This is a genomic window from Hydrogenophaga crocea (assembly GCF_011388215.1).
GTDB classification, from domain to species: Bacteria; Pseudomonadota; Gammaproteobacteria; order Burkholderiales; family Burkholderiaceae_C; genus Hydrogenophaga; species Hydrogenophaga crocea.
On the sequence record NZ_CP049989.1, the window covers coordinates 1851818 to 1868998 of the forward strand.

Consider the following 17181-nt stretch of genomic DNA (forward strand, 5'->3'; position numbering starts at 1 on the left):
GCTGGCGGCGCCACAAAAGCAAACCGCCGGGCGTTGCCGCGCGGCGGTGTCTGCGGGTGATTATGCCCCGCCCGGGGGGCATCGCTCAAGCCAGCTGGGCGTGCATGTCCTGGACCGAGATCACGTCGAGGTTGTTCACGTACTTCATGCCCTCGACCGCGGCTTCGGCACCCGCGATCGTGGTGAAGGTGGTGACACGCGCGAGCAGCGCCGAGGTGCGGATGGCGCGCGAGTCGGCGATCGCATTGCGGCGCTCTTCGACCGTGTTGATCACGAGCGCGATGTCGCCGTTCTTGATCATGTCCACGATGTGCGGACGGCCCTCGGTGACCTTGTTGACCTGCTGCACCTTGAGGCCCGCGGCCTCGATGGCCGCGGCGGTGCCGCGCGTGGCGATGAGCTCGAAACCGAGCTCGACCAGCTGGCGTGCGACCTCGACCGCGCGCGGCTTGTCGCTGTTCTTGACCGTGAGGAAGACCTTGCCCGCGCTCGGCAGCTTGGTGCCGGCGCCGATCTGGCTCTTCACGAAGGCTTCGCCGAAGGTCTTGCCCACGCCCATCACCTCGCCGGTGGACTTCATCTCGGGGCCGAGGATGGTGTCCACACCGGGGAACTTGACGAAGGGGAACACGGCCTCCTTCACGCTGAAGTAGGGCGGCTCCACCTCGGCGCCGATGCCTTGCGCGTCGAGCGTGCGGCCGGCCATGCAGCGCGCGGCCACCTTGGCGAGCTGGATGCCCGTGGCCTTGGACACGAAGGGCACCGTGCGCGAGGCGCGCGGGTTCACTTCGAGCACGTAGATCACGTCCTTGCCCTCGACCTCCTGGATCGCGAACTGCACGTTCATCAGGCCCACCACATTCAGGCCCTGGGCCATGGCTGCGGTCTGGCGCTTGAGCTCGTCGACCGTGGCCTTGCTCAGGTAGTAGGGCGGCAGCGAGCACGCGGAGTCGCCGCTGTGCACGCCGGCCTGCTCGATGTGCTCCATCACGCCGCCGATGAACACGCGGCCGCTGGCGTCGCGGATCGCGTCCACGTCGCACTCGATGGCGTCGTTGAGGAAGCGGTCGAGCAGCACCGGCGAGTCGTTGCTGACCTTCACGGCCTCGCGCATGTAGCGCTCCAGGTCGCGCTGCTCGTGCACGATCTCCATCGCACGGCCGCCCAGCACGTAGCTCGGGCGCACCACCAGCGGGTAGCCGAGCGCGGCGGCTTTTTCAAGCGCCTCGGTCTCGGTGCGCGCGGTGGCGTTGGGCGGCTGGCGCAGGTTCAGGCCGTGCAGCAACTGCTGAAAGCGTTCGCGGTCTTCGGCCGCGTCGATCATGTCGGGCGAGGTGCCGATGATGGGCACGCCCGCGGCTTCCAGGCCGAGCGCGAGCTTGAGCGGCGTCTGGCCGCCGTACTGCACGATCACGCCCTCGGGCTTTTCCTTCTCGACGATCTCGAGCACGTCCTCGAGCGTGAGCGGCTCGAAGTAGAGCCGGTCGCTGGTGTCGTAGTCGGTCGAGACGGTCTCGGGGTTGCAGTTGACCATGATGGTCTCGTAGCCGTCTTCGCGCATGGCCAGCGCGGCGTGCACGCAGCAGTAGTCGAACTCGATGCCCTGGCCGATGCGGTTCGGGCCGCCACCGAGCACCATGATCTTGCGCTTGTTGGTGGGCTCGGCCTCGCACTCGGCGTCGCCGTGGCCTTCGTACGTGGAGTACATGTAGGCCGTGTTGGTCGCGAACTCGGCCGCGCAGGTGTCCACGCGCTTGTAGACCGGGCGCACGCCCAGCTCCTGGCGGCGCGCGCGCACGGCCCGCTCGTTGGACTTGAGCAGCTTGGCCAGGCGGCGGTCGGAGAAGCCCTTCTTCTTCAGGCCGCGCAGCGTGGTGGCGTCGAGCGAGGCCAGCGCGCCCTCGCCCTTTTGTGCGGTAAGCGCGTCCATCGCGAGCTCGAGCTTCACGATCTCCTCGATCTGCACCAGGAACCACTTGTCGATCTTGGTGAACTGGTGCACCTCGTCGAGCGTCCAGCCGGCGGCGAAGGCATCACCCACGTACCAGATGCGCTCGGGGCCGGGCTCGCCCAGTTCCTTCTCGAGCGTCTCGCGGTCCTGGGTCTTCTCGTTCATGCCGTCCACGCCGACCTCGAGGCCGCGCAGGGCTTTCTGGAAGCTCTCCTGGAAGGTGCGACCCATGGCCATCACCTCGCCCACGCTCTTCATCTGCGTGGTCAGGCGGTCGTCGGCGTCCTTGAACTTCTCGAACGCGAAGCGCGGGATCTTGGTGACGACGTAGTCGATCGAAGGCTCGAACGAGGCCGGCGTGGCGCCGCCCGTGATCTCGTTGCGCAGCTCGTCGAGCGTGTAGCCCACGGCCAGCTTGGCCGCGACCTTGGCGATCGGGAAGCCCGTGGCCTTGGAGGCCAAGGCCGAGGAACGCGACACGCGCGGGTTCATCTCGATCACGATCATGCGACCGTCTTTGGGGTTGATCGAGAACTGCACGTTGGAGCCGCCGGTGTCCACGCCGATCTCGCGCAGCACGGCGAGCGAGGCGTTGCGCAGGATCTGGTATTCCTTGTCGGTCAGCGTCTGCGCGGGCGCCACGGTGATCGAGTCGCCGGTGTGCACGCCCATGGGGTCGAGGTTCTCGATCGAGCAGACGATGATGCAGTTGTCGGCCTTGTCGCGCACGACCTCCATCTCGTACTCTTTCCAGCCGAGCAGCGACTCTTCGATCAGCAGCTCGTTGGTGGGCGAGGCCTCGAGGCCGCGCTTGCAGATGGTCTCGAACTCTTCGGGGTTGTAGGCAATGCCGCCGCCCGTGCCGCCGAGCGTGAAGCTCGGGCGGATCACCACCGGGAAGCCCACGGTCTTCTGCACCGCCCAGGCTTCGTCCATGCTGTGCGCAATGCCCGAGCGCGCCGAGCCCAGGCCGATGCGCGTCATGGCGTCCTTGAACTTCAGGCGGTCTTCGGCCTTGTCGATGGCCTCGGGCGTGGCGCCGATCAGCTCCACGCCGTACTTGGCGAGCACGCCGTGGCGCCAGAGGTCAAGCGCGCAGTTGAGCGCGGTCTGGCCGCCCATGGTGGGCAGGATCGCGAAGCCGCCGGCGGTCTTGGGCCGTTCCTTGGCGATGATCTTCTCAACCGTCTGCCAGGTGATGGGCTCGATGTAGGTGACGTCGGCCGTGGCCGGGTCGGTCATGATGGTGGCGGGGTTGCTGTTGATCAGCACCACGCGGTAACCCTCTTCGCGCAGGGCCTTGCAGGCCTGCACGCCGGAGTAATCGAACTCGCAGGCCTGGCCGATGATGATGGGACCCGCGCCGATGATCAGCACGGTCTGGATGTCTGTTCTCTTGGGCATCTTGTGTGGCGTGTCGGTGGTCGGGCTCAGGCGGCGACGGCGGTGCGCTCGGTCATGAGCGCGACGAAGCGGTCGAACAGGTAGCCGATGTCGTGCGGACCCGGCGAGGCTTCGGGGTGGCCCTGGAAGCAGAAGGCGGGCTTGTCGGTGCGGGCCAGGCCCTGCAGCGTGCCGTCGAACAGGCTCACGTGCGTGGCGCGCAGGTTCGCCGGCAGGGTCTTCTCGTCGACCGCGAAGCCGTGGTTCTGGCTGGTGATGGACACGCGACCGTTGTCGAGGTCTTTCACCGGGTGGTTCGCGCCATGGTGGCCGAACTTCATCTTGAAGGTCTTGGCGCCGCTGGCCAGCGCCATGATCTGGTGGCCCAGGCAGATGCCGAAGGTGGGCAGACCCGACTCGATGAGTTCGCGCGCCGCGGCGATCGCGTAGTCGCAGGGCTCCGGGTCGCCGGGGCCGTTGGAGAGGAACACGCCGTCGGGCTTGAGCTTGAACACCTCGGCCGCGGGCGTTTGCGCGGGCACCACGGTGATGCGGCAGCCGCGCGAGGCGAGCATGCGCAGGATGTTGCGCTTGACGCCGAAGTCATAGGCCACCACGTGGAACTGCGGCGCGTCCTGGCGGCCGTAGCCGCTGCCCAGCACCCACTCGGTCTCGGTCCATTCGTAGGGCTGGCTGGCCGACACCACCTTGGCGAGGTCGAGGCCGGCCATGCTGGGGGCGGCCTTGGCGGCGGCGAGCGCGGCCTGGCGGTGCGTGTCGGTGATGGCTTCGCCGGGCGCGAGCGCCAGGATGCAGCCGTTCTGCGCGCCGTGGGTGCGCAGGCGGCGCGTGAGCGCGCGCGTGTCGAGGTCGGCGATGGCCACGGTGTTTTCGCGCTGCAGGTATTGCGAAAGCGTTTCTTCGCAGCGGAAGTTGGACGCCAGCAGCGGCAGATCCTTGATGACGAGGCCGGCGGCGTGGATGCGGGTGGCCTCCACGTCTTCGCGGTTGGCCCCGGTGTTGCCGATGTGGGGATACGTCAGGGTGACGATCTGGCGGCAGTAGCTCGGGTCGGTGAGGATTTCCTGGTAGCCGGTGAGGGAGGTGTTGAACACCACCTCGCCAGTGGTCTGGCCGACGGCACCAATGGAGACACCTTCAAACACCGTACCGTCTGCGAGCGCAAGAAGGGCTTTCGGGTGGACGGGCAGCACGAGGATCTCCAGAAAAGGGGCGGCTGGCCTTCGCGCGCCGGCGGCAGGTGCCGCGCAGGCTGAGCGTGCACTCCCCCGTGGTGACACGGGTGGGAATGCAGCGAAACCTGGGGTGTGGAGCCGGGGCGCGCGGGGCTTGCGCCGATTGCAGATAAACCGCGGAATTATAGCCGCGCGGATGCGCTGGCATGCAGGCAGATGGCCGCCGCGGCCGCCACGTTGAGCGATTCTTCGCCGCCGGGCTGCGCAATGCGCACGAAGGCGCTGGCGCGCTGCATCAGGGCCTCGCTCACGCCCTGCCCCTCGTGGCCCATGACCCAGGCGCAGGGCCAGGGCAGCGCGGTGCGGTGCAGCCAGTCGCCCTGGTGCGAACTGGTGACCAGCAGCGGCACCTGCAGGGCCTGCAGCGCTTCGGCATCCAGGCCTTCGACCAGGCGCAGCGCGAAGTGCGCGCCCATGCCGGCGCGCAGCACCTTGGGCGACCACAGCGCGGCCGTGCCCTTGAGCGCGAGCACCTGCGAGAAACCCAGCGCGGCCGCACTGCGCAGGATGGAGCCCACGTTGCCCGCGTCCTGCAGGCGGTCGAGCACCACCGACGGCGCCTGCGCATCGGGAGCGGCCACGGCCGGGAGGGTCCATACGAAGCCCATGCGCGGCGGCGAGTCGAGCGTGCTGATGCCGGCCATGAGCGCATCGGGCACACGCAGGTTGCGCGCGGCCGCGCCTTGCAGCGTGTCGTCGGCCTGGTCCCAGCCCGCGGCGGTGAACACGCCGAGCGCGGGGCGGCCGCCACGCGCCAGCAGCGCGCGGCACAGGTGATCGCCGTCGAGCCACACGCGGCCTTGTTCGCGGTAGGCGGTGTTGCCGTGCGCGAGCGCACGCAGCTGTTTGATCAGCGGGTTGTCGCGCGAGGCGATGTCCTGCGGGGTCATGTCACGCGCTCCAGCGCCTGGGCCACGGGCGCGAACGAGCGCCGGTGCACGGGCAGCGGCCCGTGCTCGCGCAGGGCGGCCAGGTGCTGCGCCGTGCCGTAGCCCTTGTGGCGGTCGAAGCCGTACTGCGGGTGCTGCGCGTGCAGCTCGTCGAGCAGGCGGTCGCGTGTGACCTTGGCGAGGATGGACGCGGCCGAGATGGCCTGCACCTTGGCGTCGCCCTGCACGATGGCCTCGGCCACCACGTCGAGCGGTGGCAGGCGGTTGCCGTCGACCAGCACCTTCACGGGCTTGAGGCGCAGGCCCTGCACCGCGCGCTGCATGGCGAGCATCGTGGCGTGCAGGATATTGAGGCGGTCGATCTCGTCCACGCTGGCCTGGGCCACGCTGCAGCACAGGGCCTTGGCGCGGATCTCGTCGAACAGCGCGTCGCGGCGCTTCGCGCTGAGTTGTTTGGAGTCGGCCAGGCCCTTGATCGGGTGCAGGTCGTCGAGGATCACCGCCGCCGCCACCACGGGCCCGGCCAGCGGGCCGCGGCCGGCCTCGTCCACGCCGGCCACCAGGCCAGGCGCGTCCCACACCAGCGAGGCCTGCTCAGCCTTCAAGAAGCGTTTCGATCGCATCGGTGGCCAGGCGCGCGGTGTCGCGCCGCAAGCTGTGGTGCAGGTCGGTGAAGCGCGCGTGCACGGCCTGCATGCGCGAGGGAGCGTCGAGCCAGTCGCGCACGGCCTGCGCGAGCGCGGGCGCCTCGGCCTGTTCCTGCAGCAGCTCGGGCACCACGAAGTCCTGGCACAGGATGTTGGGCAGGCCGACCCAGGGCTGCAGGCGTTGACGTCGCATGATCTGCCACGACAGCCAGTTCATGTTGTAGGCGATCACCATGGGGCGCTTGAACAGCGCGGCCTCGAGCGTGGCGGTGCCGCTGGCGATCAGCGTGAGGTCGCAGGCCGCGAGCACGGTGTGCGACTGGCCGTTGACGATCTGCAGCGCATCGGCCATGCCGGCCTCGCGCGCGATCGCGTCGATGCGCTCGCGCAGCGCGGGCATCGCCGGCACAACGAAGCGCAGGCCCGGCCTGTCGCGACGCAGCAGCGCGGCGGCATCGAAGAAGCGGCGCGCCAGGTACTGCACCTCGGACGCGCGGCTGCCCGGCAGGATCGCGAGCACCGTGTCGCCCTCATCGAGGCCCAGCGCGCGGCGCGCCGCGGCGCGGTCGGGCTCGAGCGGGATCACGTTGGCCAGCGGGTGGCCCACGTAGGTCGCGGCGATGCCGTGCTCGGCGAGCAGCGCGGGCTCGAAGGGGAAGATGCACAGCACGTGGTCGGCGCTGGCGCGGATTTTCTCGATGCGCTCGGGCCGCCAGGCCCAGATCGAAGGGCACACGAAGTGCGCGGTGCGCACGCCCGCGGCCTTGAGGTCGGCCTCGAGGCCGAGGTTGAAATCGGGCGCGTCGACACCGATGAAGGCCGCGGGCCGCTCGCCCTGCAGCAGGCGGTCGCGCAGTTGCCGGCGGATGCCCACGATCTCGCGGTAGTGGCGCAGCACCTCGACATAGCCGCGCACCGCGAGCTTGTCGCTGGGCCACCAGGCGTCAAAGCCCTGCAGCGCCATCTGCGGGCCGCCGATGCCCACGGCCTGCAGATCGGGCCAGCGTTGGCGCAAGCCCCCGAGCAGCAGGCCCGCGAGCAGATCGCCGGAAGCCTCGCCCGCCACCATGGCCAAGCGCCCAGCCAGTGCCATGCGGCGCCTCAGCGAACGATGCCGCGCTGCGCCGATGCGCCTCGCAGGAAGCCGAGCATCATGTCCACGTCCTCGCCCGCGTCGGGCTTGTCGTGGCGCAGGCCGTCGATGCGCTCCATGGCCTGCTGCAGCGTGAGGTCGTCGCGGTACAAGGCCTTGTGCATGGCCTTGACGGCAGCGATGCGCTCGGCCGAAAAGCCCCGGCGGCGCAGGCCTTCGAAGTTCATCGAGCGCGCGCCCGCGGGCTGGCCCTGGGCCATCACGAAGGGCGGCACGTCGGCGAACAGCAGCGAGCACATCGCCGTCATGGCGTGTGCGCCGATGCGCACGAACTGGTGCACCACGGTGAAGCCGCCGAGGATCACCCAGTCGCCCACCTCGACGTGGCCCGCGAGCTGCGAGTTGTTGGCGAAGATGGTCTTGTTGCCCACCACGCAGTCGTGCGCGAGGTGCACGTAGGCCATGATCCAGTTGTCGTCCCCGACCCGGGTCACGCCGCGGTCGCCCGGCGAGCCGATGTTGAAGGTGCAGAACTCGCGCACCGTGTTGCGGTCGCCAATGATCAGTTCGCAGGGCTCGCCCGCGTACTTCTTGTCCTGCGGGATCGCGCCCAGCGAGTTGAACTGGAAGATGCGGTTGTCGCGCCCGATCGTGGTGTGGCCCTCGATCACGCAGTGCGCGCCGACCGTGGTGCCGGCACCGATCTTCACGTGCGGACCGATGACGGTGTAAGGCCCGACCTCGACCGAGCTGTCGAGCTCGGCCGCGGGATCGATCACCGCCGTGGGATGGATGCGCGTCATGCCCTCACCCCGCGACGTCAGGCGATGGTGCGCATGGTGCACATGAGCTCGGCCTCGCAGGCCACCTCATCGCCCACGCGCGTGACGCCCTTGAACTTGTAGATGCTGGCTTTGGCGCGCTCGAGGGTCACGTCCATCACGAGCTGGTCGCCCGGCTCCACGGGACGCTTGAAGCGCGCGCCGTCGATGCCCGCGAAGTAGTAGACGGTCTTGTCGTCGGGGGCCACGCCCAGGGTGTGGAAGGTCAGCAGCGCGGCCGCCTGGGCCATGGCCTCGAGCATCAGCACGCCCGGCATCACCGGACGGTGCGGGAAATGGCCCGTGAAGAAAGGCTCGTTGATCGTGACGTTCTTGAGCGCCTGGATGCGCTGCCCTTTTTCGACCGACAGCACGCGGTCGACCAGCAGGATGGGGTAACGGTGGGGCAGGAGTTTGAGGATCTGGTGGATGTCCATCAGGCGTCGTCCGGTTTCTTGTTCGGCTGGGCCTGCGCAAGGGCTTGTTCCACGGCCTTGAGCCGTTCGCGCAGGCGGTTGAGCTGCTTGAGGGAGGCAGCGTTCTTTTCCCAGGCCGCATTGTCGTCGATGGGAAACATACCGGTGTATTGACCGGGCTGGAGCAGCGAGCGCGTGACCACCGACGCGGCCGACACGTGCACGCCGTCGGCCAGCTTGAGGTGACCCAGCACGATGGCGCCGCCGCCCACGGTGCAATGCGCGCCGATGTCGGCGCTGCCCGCCACGCCCGCGTTGCCGGCCATGGCGGTGTGCGCGCCCACGCGCACGTTGTGGCCGATCTGGACCAGGTTGTCGAGCTTCACCCCGTCTTCGATCACGGTGTCGTCGAGCGCGCCGCGGTCGATGCAGGTGTTGGCGCCGATCTCCACGTCGTCGCCGATGCGAACCGCACCGAGCTGTTCGATCTTGATCCAGCGCCCCTGGTGCGGCGCGAAGCCGAAACCGTCGGCGCCGATCACGGCACCGCTGTGCACGATGCCCCGCGCCCCGATATGGCAGCGCTCGCCCAGCGTGACGCGCGGGTGCAGCACGGTGCCCACGCCCACCCGGGCATCGCGGCCGATCACGCAGTGCGCGCCGATGCGCGCGCCGTCACCGACGCGGGCGCCGGCTTCGATGACCGCGCAGGGCCCGACGTCCACGCCATCGCCCATCACGGCCGCCGGGTCGATCACGGCCGTGGGGTGGATGCGCGCGGGTGGCCGCGGATCGTGGCGGGCGCGCCACCACTGGGTGAGGCGGGCGAAATAGAGGTAGGCATCGTCGGCGACGATGCAGGCTCCGCGGGCCTGGGCCTGGGCCTGGAGCGCGGGCGGCACGATCAGCACGCCCGCCCGCGTGCTCGCGATGCGAGAGGCGTAGCGGGCCTGGGCCACGAAGGCGATGTCGCGAGGCCCGGCGGTGTCGAGGGGCGCGGGCCGCTCGATGGCCAGCCCGGCATCGCCGATCCCCTGGCCGCCGAGGGCCTCGACGATGGCACCCAGCGTGGCGGCCACGGGCGTGCTTACTTGCTGCTGTCGAGCTGGGACATCACGCGGTCGGTGATGTCCACCCGGGGGTTGACGTAGTACGCCTCGTTCACGATCAGGTCGTACTTCTCGGCCTCGGCGATGGTGCGGATCACGCGGTTGAGCTTTTCGATGACCTGCTGCAGGGCCTCGTTGCGGCGCAGGTTGAGCTCTTCCTGGAAGTCGCGCTGGCGGCGCTGCAGATCACGCTCCTGCTCGACCAGCTGGCGCTGGCGGGTGTTGCGCTGGGCTTCGGGCAGCGTGGGGGCTTCGCGGTCGAAACGCTCGGCCGCCTGGCGCAGCTGGTCGGCCGAAGAACGCAGGTCACGTTCGCGCTTGGAGAAGTCCTGCTCGAGCTTGGTGGACACCGCCTTGGCGGTGTTGGAGTCGCGCAGGATGCGCTCCACGTTGACGGCGCCGATCTTGGTGTCTTGCGCACCAGCGCCCACCATGGCGAGCGCCAGGGCCGCGGCAACGGCAACGCGGCGATCGAACAGGCGGTTCAAGGTCTTCATCAAAACGAGGTTCCGATCTGAAACTGGAATCGCTGGATTCTATCCCCGTCGAATTTCCGAACGGGATTGGCGAAAGCGATCCGCAATGGGCCGATCGGCGACAGCCAGCTCACGCCAATACCCGCCGATGCACGCAGGGAGGAGAAATCCATGCGTTCGTTCTCGCCGTAGATGTTGCCGATGTCAAAGAATCCGAACAATCGCAACGAACGGTCATTGCCGGCGCCCGGGAACGGCATGATGAATTCGGTGTTGAGCGCAATCGAGCGGTTGCCGCCGATGTTGATGACCGAGCCGGTGGTGGAATTGAGCACCGGCGAGGTCGGGCCCAGGGTGCCGCCTTCGAAGCCGCGCACCGAACCCAGGCCGCCACCGAAGAAGTTCTTGAACACCGGGTACGGGCGGCCGTTGAGGCCCTTACCGTAACCGAGCTCGGTGTTGAACGCCAGCGTGTACTGGTGCGAGAGCGGTATGTACTGCTGGAACTGGTAGTTGGTCTTGAAGTAGCGCGCGTCGCCCGAGAGGCTGACCTCGGCATTGACGCGCTGCAGCCGGCCGCGGGTGGGCACCAGGGCGCTGTCGCGGCTGTCGCGCGTCCAGCCGAGCGTGAGCGGCAGCGTGTTGCTGGTGGCGCCGAAGGTGTTGGAGTAGTCCTGGTAGGCCTGCGGCAGGAAGGCGCCGGGCTCGATGGTGGTCTGTTCGACACCCGCGCCGAAGAACACCGTGTCCATCTCGGTGAACGGCACGCCGAAGCGCACCGCCAGCCCCTTGGTGACCAGGCGGTAATCGCCCTCGATCTGGTTCTGGTAAGGACGGCGCGTGCGGTAGTAACCGTCGAAGCTGCGCGACACGCCGTCGGGCGTGAAGTACGGATTGGTGGTGCTCAGCACCAGCTGGCGGTTGAACTTGCTGGTGTTGATGTTCAGGCCGAGGTAGTTGCCCGAGCCGAACACGTTTTCCTGCGTGATGCCGGCGATGAGCGAAAGCTTTTCTTCCTGCGAGTAGCCCGCGCCCAGCGTGAGGTTGCCGGTGGGCTTTTCGGTCACGTTGACGACCAGGTCGACCTGGTCGGGCGAGCCGGCCACGGGCTCGGTCTGCAGGTTGACCTCGGTGAAGAAGCCCAGCCGGTCGACGCGGTCGCGCGAGAGCTTGATGCGGTCGGCGTCGTACCAGGCCGATTCGAACTGGCGGAACTCGCGGCGGATGACTTCGTCGCGCGTGCGGTTGTTGCCCTCGACGCTGATGCGCCGCACGTACACGCGGCGCTGCGGCGTGGCGCGCAGCATGAAGGCCACGCGCTTGTTGGCGCGGTCGATGTCGGGCGTGGCCTCGACCTGGGCGAAGGCGTAGCCGAAGGCACCGAAGTACTCGGTGAAGGCCTTGACGGTGTCGTTGACGTCTTCGACGTTGTAGGCCTCGCCGGGCTTGAGGGTGACCAGGGTCTTGAATTCTTCCTCGCGGCCCAGGTAGTCGCCCTGCAGGCCCACGGAGGACACCACGTAGCGATCGCCTTCGGTGACGTTGATCGTGACCGACATGTCCTGCTTGTCGGGCGAGATCGCCACCTGGGTCGAATCGACGCGGAAGTCGATGAAGCCGCGCGTGAGGTAGTACGAGCGCAGCTTCTCGATGTCGGCGTTGAGCTTGGCACGCGAGTAGCGGTCGCTCTTGGTGTACCAGCTGAGCCAGTTGCCGGTGTTCAGGTCGAACAGGCCGCGCAGCGTGGACTCCGAGAACGCCTGATTGCCGACGATGCGGATTTCCTTGATCTTCGCGATCTCGCCCTCGGTCACGCTGAAGTTCAGGTTGACGCGGTTGCGCTCGGACGGCGTGACGGTGGTGACGACCTCGGCCGCGTAGAAGCTGCGGTTGATGTACTGGCGCTTGAGCTCCTGCTCGGCGCGGTCGGCCAGGGCCTTGTCGTACGGCCGGCCTTCGGTGAGACCGATGTCGCGCAGCACGTTCTTGAGCACGTCGTCGCCGAACTCCTTGATGCCCGAGAAGCTCACGCCGGCCACGGTGGGCCGCTCTTCGACGATCACCACCAGCACGTCGCCGTTGATCTGCAGGCGCACGTCGCTGAACAGACCGAGGCCGAACAGCGCGCGAATGGCCGAGCTGCCCTTGTCGTCGTCGTAGCGGTCGCCGATGCGAAACGGCAGCGAGGCGAACACCGTGCCGGGCTCGACGCGCTGGAGGCCTTCGACACGGATGTCGCGCAGGGTGAAGGGATCGACCGCCCATGCCGGCAGGGCGGCAAGCAGGGCCATCGCGAGCGCAGACAAACTCAGGCCGCGAAGACCGTGTTTCTGTGATTTCATGCGAAGGATTGGATCAGCCGGCGAGGCGGGCGACATCGTTGAACAGGGCGACAGACATGAGTGCCATGAGCACCACCACACCCCCACGCTGCAGGCGCTCCATCCAGGCCTCGGACACAGGGCGGCCGGTGAGCGACTCCCAAAGATAATACATCAGGTGCCCTCCATCGAGGACCGGCAGCGGCAGCAGGTTGAGCACCCCCAGACTCACGCTGATGAGCGCGAGAAAACCCAGGTAGGCGCTGATGCCGAGGCTGGCCGACTTGCCCGCGTAGTCGGCGATGGTGAGCGGGCCGCTGAGGTTGCTCAGCGAGGCTTCGCCGATGAGCATGCGGCCCATCATCTTGAGCGTGAGCCACGACACTTCCCAGGTCTTGACCACGCCGCGCCAAAGGCCGTCGAGCGGGCCATGGTGCACGGTGGTCATGGCCGGTGCGTCGCCCACATAGGCCTCCACGCGCGCGATCCAGCGCCCGTCGCGCTGCTGCGGCCGCGGCGTCACGTCGATCGAGAGCACCTGCCCCGCGCGCTCCACGTCCCAGCGCTGCGTGACGGGCTGGCCCTGTGGGCCTACCGCGTCGCGGATGCGCTGGCGCAGCGCCTGGCCGTCGAGCACCTCGCGACCGTCGACGCGGCGCACCAGATCGCCGTCCTGCAAGCCCGCGGCCTGGGCCGCGCCGCCGTCCATCACCTGCCCCACGCGCGGCGCGGTGTAGGGCGACAGCAGACCGATGCGGCGAAACAGCGCGGCGTCGGCCTCGCGCACGTCGAGTGCGGACAGGGGCAGCACACGCGGCTGGGCGGCGCCATCGGGCTGGCGGGCCACCCACAGCACCAGGTCGCGCCCGTCGAGCGCGGCCTGGGTGATGCGCCAGCGCAGGTCCTCGAACGACACCACGTCATCCGCGCTGCTTTCGCCACCCTCGCCGCCATCGGCTTCACCCGCGCGCAGCACCCAGTCGCCGGCGCGCAGGCCGGCGCGCTCGGCCAGCGAACCCGCCACAGGCGTGGACAGCACGGGCTGGGGCTCTTGCACGCCGGCCCAGTTCAGGCCCGCGTAGATGGCCACGGCCAGCAGCAGGTTCGCCAGCGGCCCCGCGGCCACGATGGCAGCCCGCGAGCGCAGCGGCTGGGTGTTGAACGCGAGGTGGCGCTCGGCCGGGTCGACCGGCGCTTCGCGCTCGTCGAGCATGCGCACATAGCCGCCCAGGGGCAGCGCGCACACCACGAACTCGGTGGGCTTGCCGGGCCGGTGCCAGCGCAGGATGGGCTTGCCGAAGCCCACCGAGAAGCGCAGCACCTTGACGCCGCAGGCCACCGCGACACGGTAATGACCGTACTCGTGAATGGCGATCAGCAGGCCGAGCGCGACGATGAAGGCAATGACGGTGAGCATGCGAAGCCTGTGCGGAGGGGGGCCGACGGCCTGACGCTCAGGCCTGCCAGCGCTGGATCACGTGGCGCGCGCGGACGCGGGCCTGTTCGTCGAGCAAGAGCAGATCATCGAGCGAACCCGGCTTGGACGGAAGCACGTCCTGCAAAGTTTCCGCGTTGACGGCGTGGATGCGGTCGAAGCGCAGTCGCCCGTCGAGGAAGGCGGCCACGGCCTCTTCGTTGGCGGCATTGAGCACGGCCGTGGTGCCCGACGGCGCGCGCAGCGCGGCCCAGGCCAGCGGCAGGCCCGGGAAGCGCCGCGCGTCGGCGGCCTCGAAGGTGAGCGCGCCCAGGGCGAGGAAATCGAGCGGCGCCGCGCCCGAGGCGATGCGCTCGGGCCAGGCCAGCCCGTAGGCGATGGGCACGCGCATGTCGGGCGTGCCGAGCTGCGCCACCACCGAGCCGTCGCGGTACTGCACCATGGAGTGCACCACGCTTTGCGGGTGGATCACCACCTCGATGCGCTCGGGCGGCAGGCCGAACAGGTAGCGCGCCTCGATCACCTCGAGCGCCTTGTTCATCATGGTCGCCGAGTCGACCGAGATCTTGCGGCCCATGACCCAGTTCGGGTGGGCGCAGGCCTGCTCGGGCGTGACGTTGGCCAAGGTGTCGGGATCGCGCGTGCGGAACGGACCGCCCGAGGCGGTGAGCACGATCTTGTCGACGCGGCGCTCCCAGGTGGACGCATCGTCGGGCAGCGACTGGAACACCGCGGAGTGCTCGCTGTCGATCGGCAGCAGCGTGGCGCCGCCGCTTCGCACGGCCTCGAGGAACAGCTCGCCGCCCACCACCAGCGCTTCCTTGTTGGCCAGCAGCAGCTTCTTGCCGGCGCGCGCCGCGGCCAGGCTGGGCGCCAGACCGGCCGCGCCGACGATGGCGGCCATCACGGCGTCGACCTCGGGCGCCTCGCTCACGGCGCACAGCGCCTGCGGGCCGTCGAGCACCTCGGTGGCCAGGCCCGCCTCGCGCACGCGCGCGCGCAGCGCGGCGGCGCTGTCGCGGTCCACCATCACCGCATACCGCGGCCGGTGGCGCCGGCACTGCTCGAACAGGGTGTCGACCTGGCGCGCCGCGGTGAGCGCGAACACGCGGTAACGCTCGGGGTGCCGGGCCACCACGTCGAGCGTGTTCTGGCCGATCGAGCCCGTGGCACCGAGCACGGTGAGGGATTGCACGGAAGAAGACATGGGGATCAGAAGGTGACCAGCATCATGGCCAGCGGCAGCACCGGCAGCAGCGCGTCCACGCGGTCGAGCACACCGCCGTGGCCGGGCAGCAGCTGGCTCGAATCCTTGACGCCCGCGGCGCGTTTGACCAGCGATTCGATCAGGTCGCCGCACACGCTCATGGCACACAGGCCGGCCAGCGCGGGCACAGCCACCCAGGGCCCGAGGTGCCAGAGGTAGGCGTACAGGTGATCGGGCGAGGTCCAGCCGGCGCGCGTCAGCCACAGCCACACGCCCGCCAGCACGAAGACACCGATCAGGCCGCTGACGGCACCCTCCCAGCTCTTGCCGGGGCTGATCGCGGGCGCGAGCTTGCGGCGGCCGAAACGTTTGCCGCCGAAGTAGGCCGCGATGTCGGCCATCCACACGAGCAGCAGGACCGACAGCAGAAAACCCAGCCCGAGGATGCGCGCCTGCACCAGCGCCAGCCAGGCGCAGGCGATCAGCAGCAGGCCCAGCCACAGGCGCAGCAGCTGGGGCCGGCGGCCGTAGGCCTCGACGCCGCGGCGCAGCATGATCGCAGCGAGCACCACCCAGACCACGGCCACCGCGGCCCAGAGCTCGCGCCAGGAACGCTCCACCCCGCCCAGCAGCCAGAAGACCAGCAGGGCCACGGCCAGCGCGAGGCCGGCGGCCACCGAGCGCGTGGGACCGCAGCCGTTGATGCGCGCCCATTCCCAGCCCGCGGCCGCGATCAGCACCAGCGTGAAGGCGCCGAAGGGTTCGATGGAGGGATAGAACAGTACCGGCAGGAAGACCGCGAGCAGCAGCAGCGCGGTGATGATGCGCTGCTTAAGCATGCCGGGCTTCGGCGTCGTGCGCCGGTGCGGACTGGGCGCGCTGCTCGGAGGTCTGTCCGAAGCGGCGCTCGCGGCGCGCGAAGGCGGCCAGGGCCAGGTCCAGTTGTTCGGCGTCGAAGTCGGGCCAGAGGCAGTCGGTGAACACGAGTTCGCTGTAGGCGGCCTGCCAGAGCAGGAAGTTGCTGATGCGCTGTTCGCCGCCGGTGCGGATCAGCAGGTCGGGGTCGGGCACGTGGGCCAACGCCGTGGCGCGCGACAGGCTCTCTTCGGTGATGGGCTCGCCGCGCGCAGCCAGGCGCTGCGCGGCCTGGACCATGTCCCAGCGGCCGCCGTAGTTGAAGCAGACGTTGAGCACCAGGCGGCTCTGCGCCGCCGTGGCCTGCTCGGCCGCTTCGAGGTTGCGCACCAGCTTGTCGGACAGGCGCGAGCGGTCGCCAGGGAAATACAGGCGCACGCCGCTCTCGATCAGCCGCGGCACCTCGCGGCCCAGGGCCAGGCCCAGCAGGTCCATGAGGCCGCTCACCTCTTCCTGGGGGCGGTTCCAGTTCTCGGACGAGAACGCGAACACCGTGAGCACGCGGATGCCGCGCTCCACACAGGCCTGCACGATGGCGCGCAGCGCATCCACGCCCTGCTTGTGGCCTGCCACGCGCGGCAGCCAGCGCTTCTGCGCCCAACGGCCATTGCCATCCATCACGATCGCGACGTGGTGGGGCAGCAAAGGGGTGGGCGGGTTGTGCATGCGCAGGCTCGCGGGTGAAGCGGCCTCAGACGGCCATGATGTCCTGTTCCTTGGCAGCCACGAGGCGGTCCACCTCGCTGATCATGCGGTCGGTCAGCTTCTGGATGTCGTCCTGGGCACGGCGCTCGTCGTCCTCGGAAGCGGTCTTGTCTTTCACGAGCTTCTTGACCGCCTCGTTGGCGTCGCGCCGCAGGTTGCGGATCGCCACCTTGGCGGCCTCGCCTTCGCCCTTGACCACCTTGGTGAGCTCCTTGCGGCGCTCTTCGGTCATGGGCGGCATGGGCACGCGGATCAGGTCGCCCTGCGAGGCGGGATTGAGGCCGAGGTCGGACTCGCGGATGGCCTTTTCGATCTTCGCGCCCATGCCCTTTTCCCAGGGCGCCACACCGATGGTGCGGGCGTCGAGCAGCGAGAGGTTGGCCACCTGCGACAGCGGCAGCATGGAACCGTAGTACTCCACGTGTACGGTGTCGAGCAGCGCCGGGTTGGCGCGGCCGGTGCGCACGCGCGTGAGGCTGTTCTTGAACGCCTCGATGGACTGCTGCATCTTGTGCTCGGCGGTGGTGCGGATGTCGGCGATGGTCATGCGGTCTCC

General features: G+C 69.0%; 15 protein-coding genes. All 15 read right to left on the reverse strand.

Features of this window, described 5'->3' with window-relative positions:
• Positions 1–85 precede the first annotated feature (85 nt).
• Positions 86–3355, reverse strand: a complete 3270-nt coding sequence (carB, locus tag G9Q37_RS08780) for a carbamoyl-phosphate synthase large subunit (protein WP_166226833.1) — start codon at positions 3353–3355, stop codon at positions 86–88.
• A 26-nt stretch (positions 3356–3381) separates the two neighbouring features.
• Positions 3382–4548, reverse strand: coding sequence for a glutamine-hydrolyzing carbamoyl-phosphate synthase small subunit (carA, locus tag G9Q37_RS08785; protein ID WP_166226834.1), 1167 nt, complete (start codon positions 4546–4548; stop codon positions 3382–3384).
• A gap of 164 nt (positions 4549–4712) precedes the next feature.
• Positions 4713–5480, reverse strand: coding sequence for a TrmH family RNA methyltransferase (locus tag G9Q37_RS08790; RefSeq protein ID WP_166226835.1), 768 nt, complete (start codon positions 5478–5480; stop codon positions 4713–4715).
• Complete coding sequence (rnhB, locus tag G9Q37_RS08795) at positions 5477–6103, reverse strand: ribonuclease HII (RefSeq protein ID WP_166226836.1); 627 nt, start codon at positions 6101–6103, stop codon at positions 5477–5479. The genes G9Q37_RS08790 and rnhB overlap by 4 nt, the downstream gene beginning before the upstream one ends.
• On the reverse strand, positions 6075–7220 hold the full coding sequence (lpxB, locus tag G9Q37_RS08800) for a lipid-A-disaccharide synthase (RefSeq protein ID WP_205710741.1): 1146 nt from the start codon (positions 7218–7220) through the stop codon (positions 6075–6077). The genes rnhB and lpxB overlap by 29 nt, the downstream gene beginning before the upstream one ends.
• Positions 7221–7228: 8 nt before the next feature.
• Complete coding sequence (gene lpxA / locus G9Q37_RS08805; RefSeq protein WP_166226837.1) at positions 7229–8023, reverse strand: acyl-ACP--UDP-N-acetylglucosamine O-acyltransferase; 795 nt, start codon at positions 8021–8023, stop codon at positions 7229–7231.
• 17 nt (positions 8024–8040) lie between these two features.
• Complete coding sequence (gene fabZ, locus G9Q37_RS08810) at positions 8041–8481, reverse strand: 3-hydroxyacyl-ACP dehydratase FabZ (RefSeq protein WP_166231110.1); 441 nt, start codon at positions 8479–8481, stop codon at positions 8041–8043.
• Positions 8478–9536 carry a UDP-3-O-(3-hydroxymyristoyl)glucosamine N-acyltransferase gene (gene lpxD / locus G9Q37_RS08815; protein WP_166226838.1) on the reverse strand — a complete coding sequence of 353 codons (1059 nt, stop codon included), beginning with the start codon at positions 9534–9536 and terminating at the stop codon, positions 8478–8480. Before lpxD ends, fabZ begins: the two co-directional genes overlap by 4 nt.
• 8 nt (positions 9537–9544) lie before the next feature.
• Positions 9545–10063: an OmpH/Skp family outer membrane protein gene (locus G9Q37_RS08820; protein WP_166226839.1), complete on the reverse strand. Its 519-nt coding sequence runs from the start codon at positions 10061–10063 to the stop codon at positions 9545–9547.
• Positions 10063–12384 carry an outer membrane protein assembly factor BamA gene (gene bamA / locus G9Q37_RS08825; RefSeq protein ID WP_166226840.1) on the reverse strand — a complete coding sequence of 774 codons (2322 nt, stop codon included), beginning with the start codon at positions 12382–12384 and terminating at the stop codon, positions 10063–10065. Before bamA ends, G9Q37_RS08820 begins: the two co-directional genes overlap by 1 nt.
• 13 nt (positions 12385–12397) lie before the next feature.
• The gene (rseP, locus tag G9Q37_RS08830; RefSeq protein WP_166226841.1) at positions 12398–13780 is read right to left on the reverse strand and encodes an RIP metalloprotease RseP; all 1383 of its coding nucleotides are present in this window, start codon (positions 13778–13780) and stop codon (positions 12398–12400) included.
• Positions 13781–13817: 37 nt separating this feature from the next.
• Entirely contained in the window at positions 13818–15005 is a 1188-nt protein-coding gene (gene ispC / locus G9Q37_RS08835) for a 1-deoxy-D-xylulose-5-phosphate reductoisomerase (RefSeq protein WP_166226842.1), read from the reverse strand.
• Positions 15006–15010: 5 nt separating this feature from the next.
• Entirely contained in the window at positions 15011–15844 is an 834-nt protein-coding gene (locus G9Q37_RS08840) for a phosphatidate cytidylyltransferase (protein WP_166226843.1), read from the reverse strand.
• Entirely contained in the window at positions 15837–16586 is a 750-nt protein-coding gene (gene uppS, locus G9Q37_RS08845) for a polyprenyl diphosphate synthase (RefSeq protein WP_166226844.1), read from the reverse strand. Before uppS ends, G9Q37_RS08840 begins: the two co-directional genes overlap by 8 nt.
• A gap of 25 nt (positions 16587–16611) precedes the next feature.
• Positions 16612–17172: a ribosome recycling factor gene (frr, locus tag G9Q37_RS08850; RefSeq protein ID WP_166226845.1), complete on the reverse strand. Its 561-nt coding sequence runs from the start codon at positions 17170–17172 to the stop codon at positions 16612–16614.
• Positions 17173–17181: the final 9 nt, after the last annotated feature.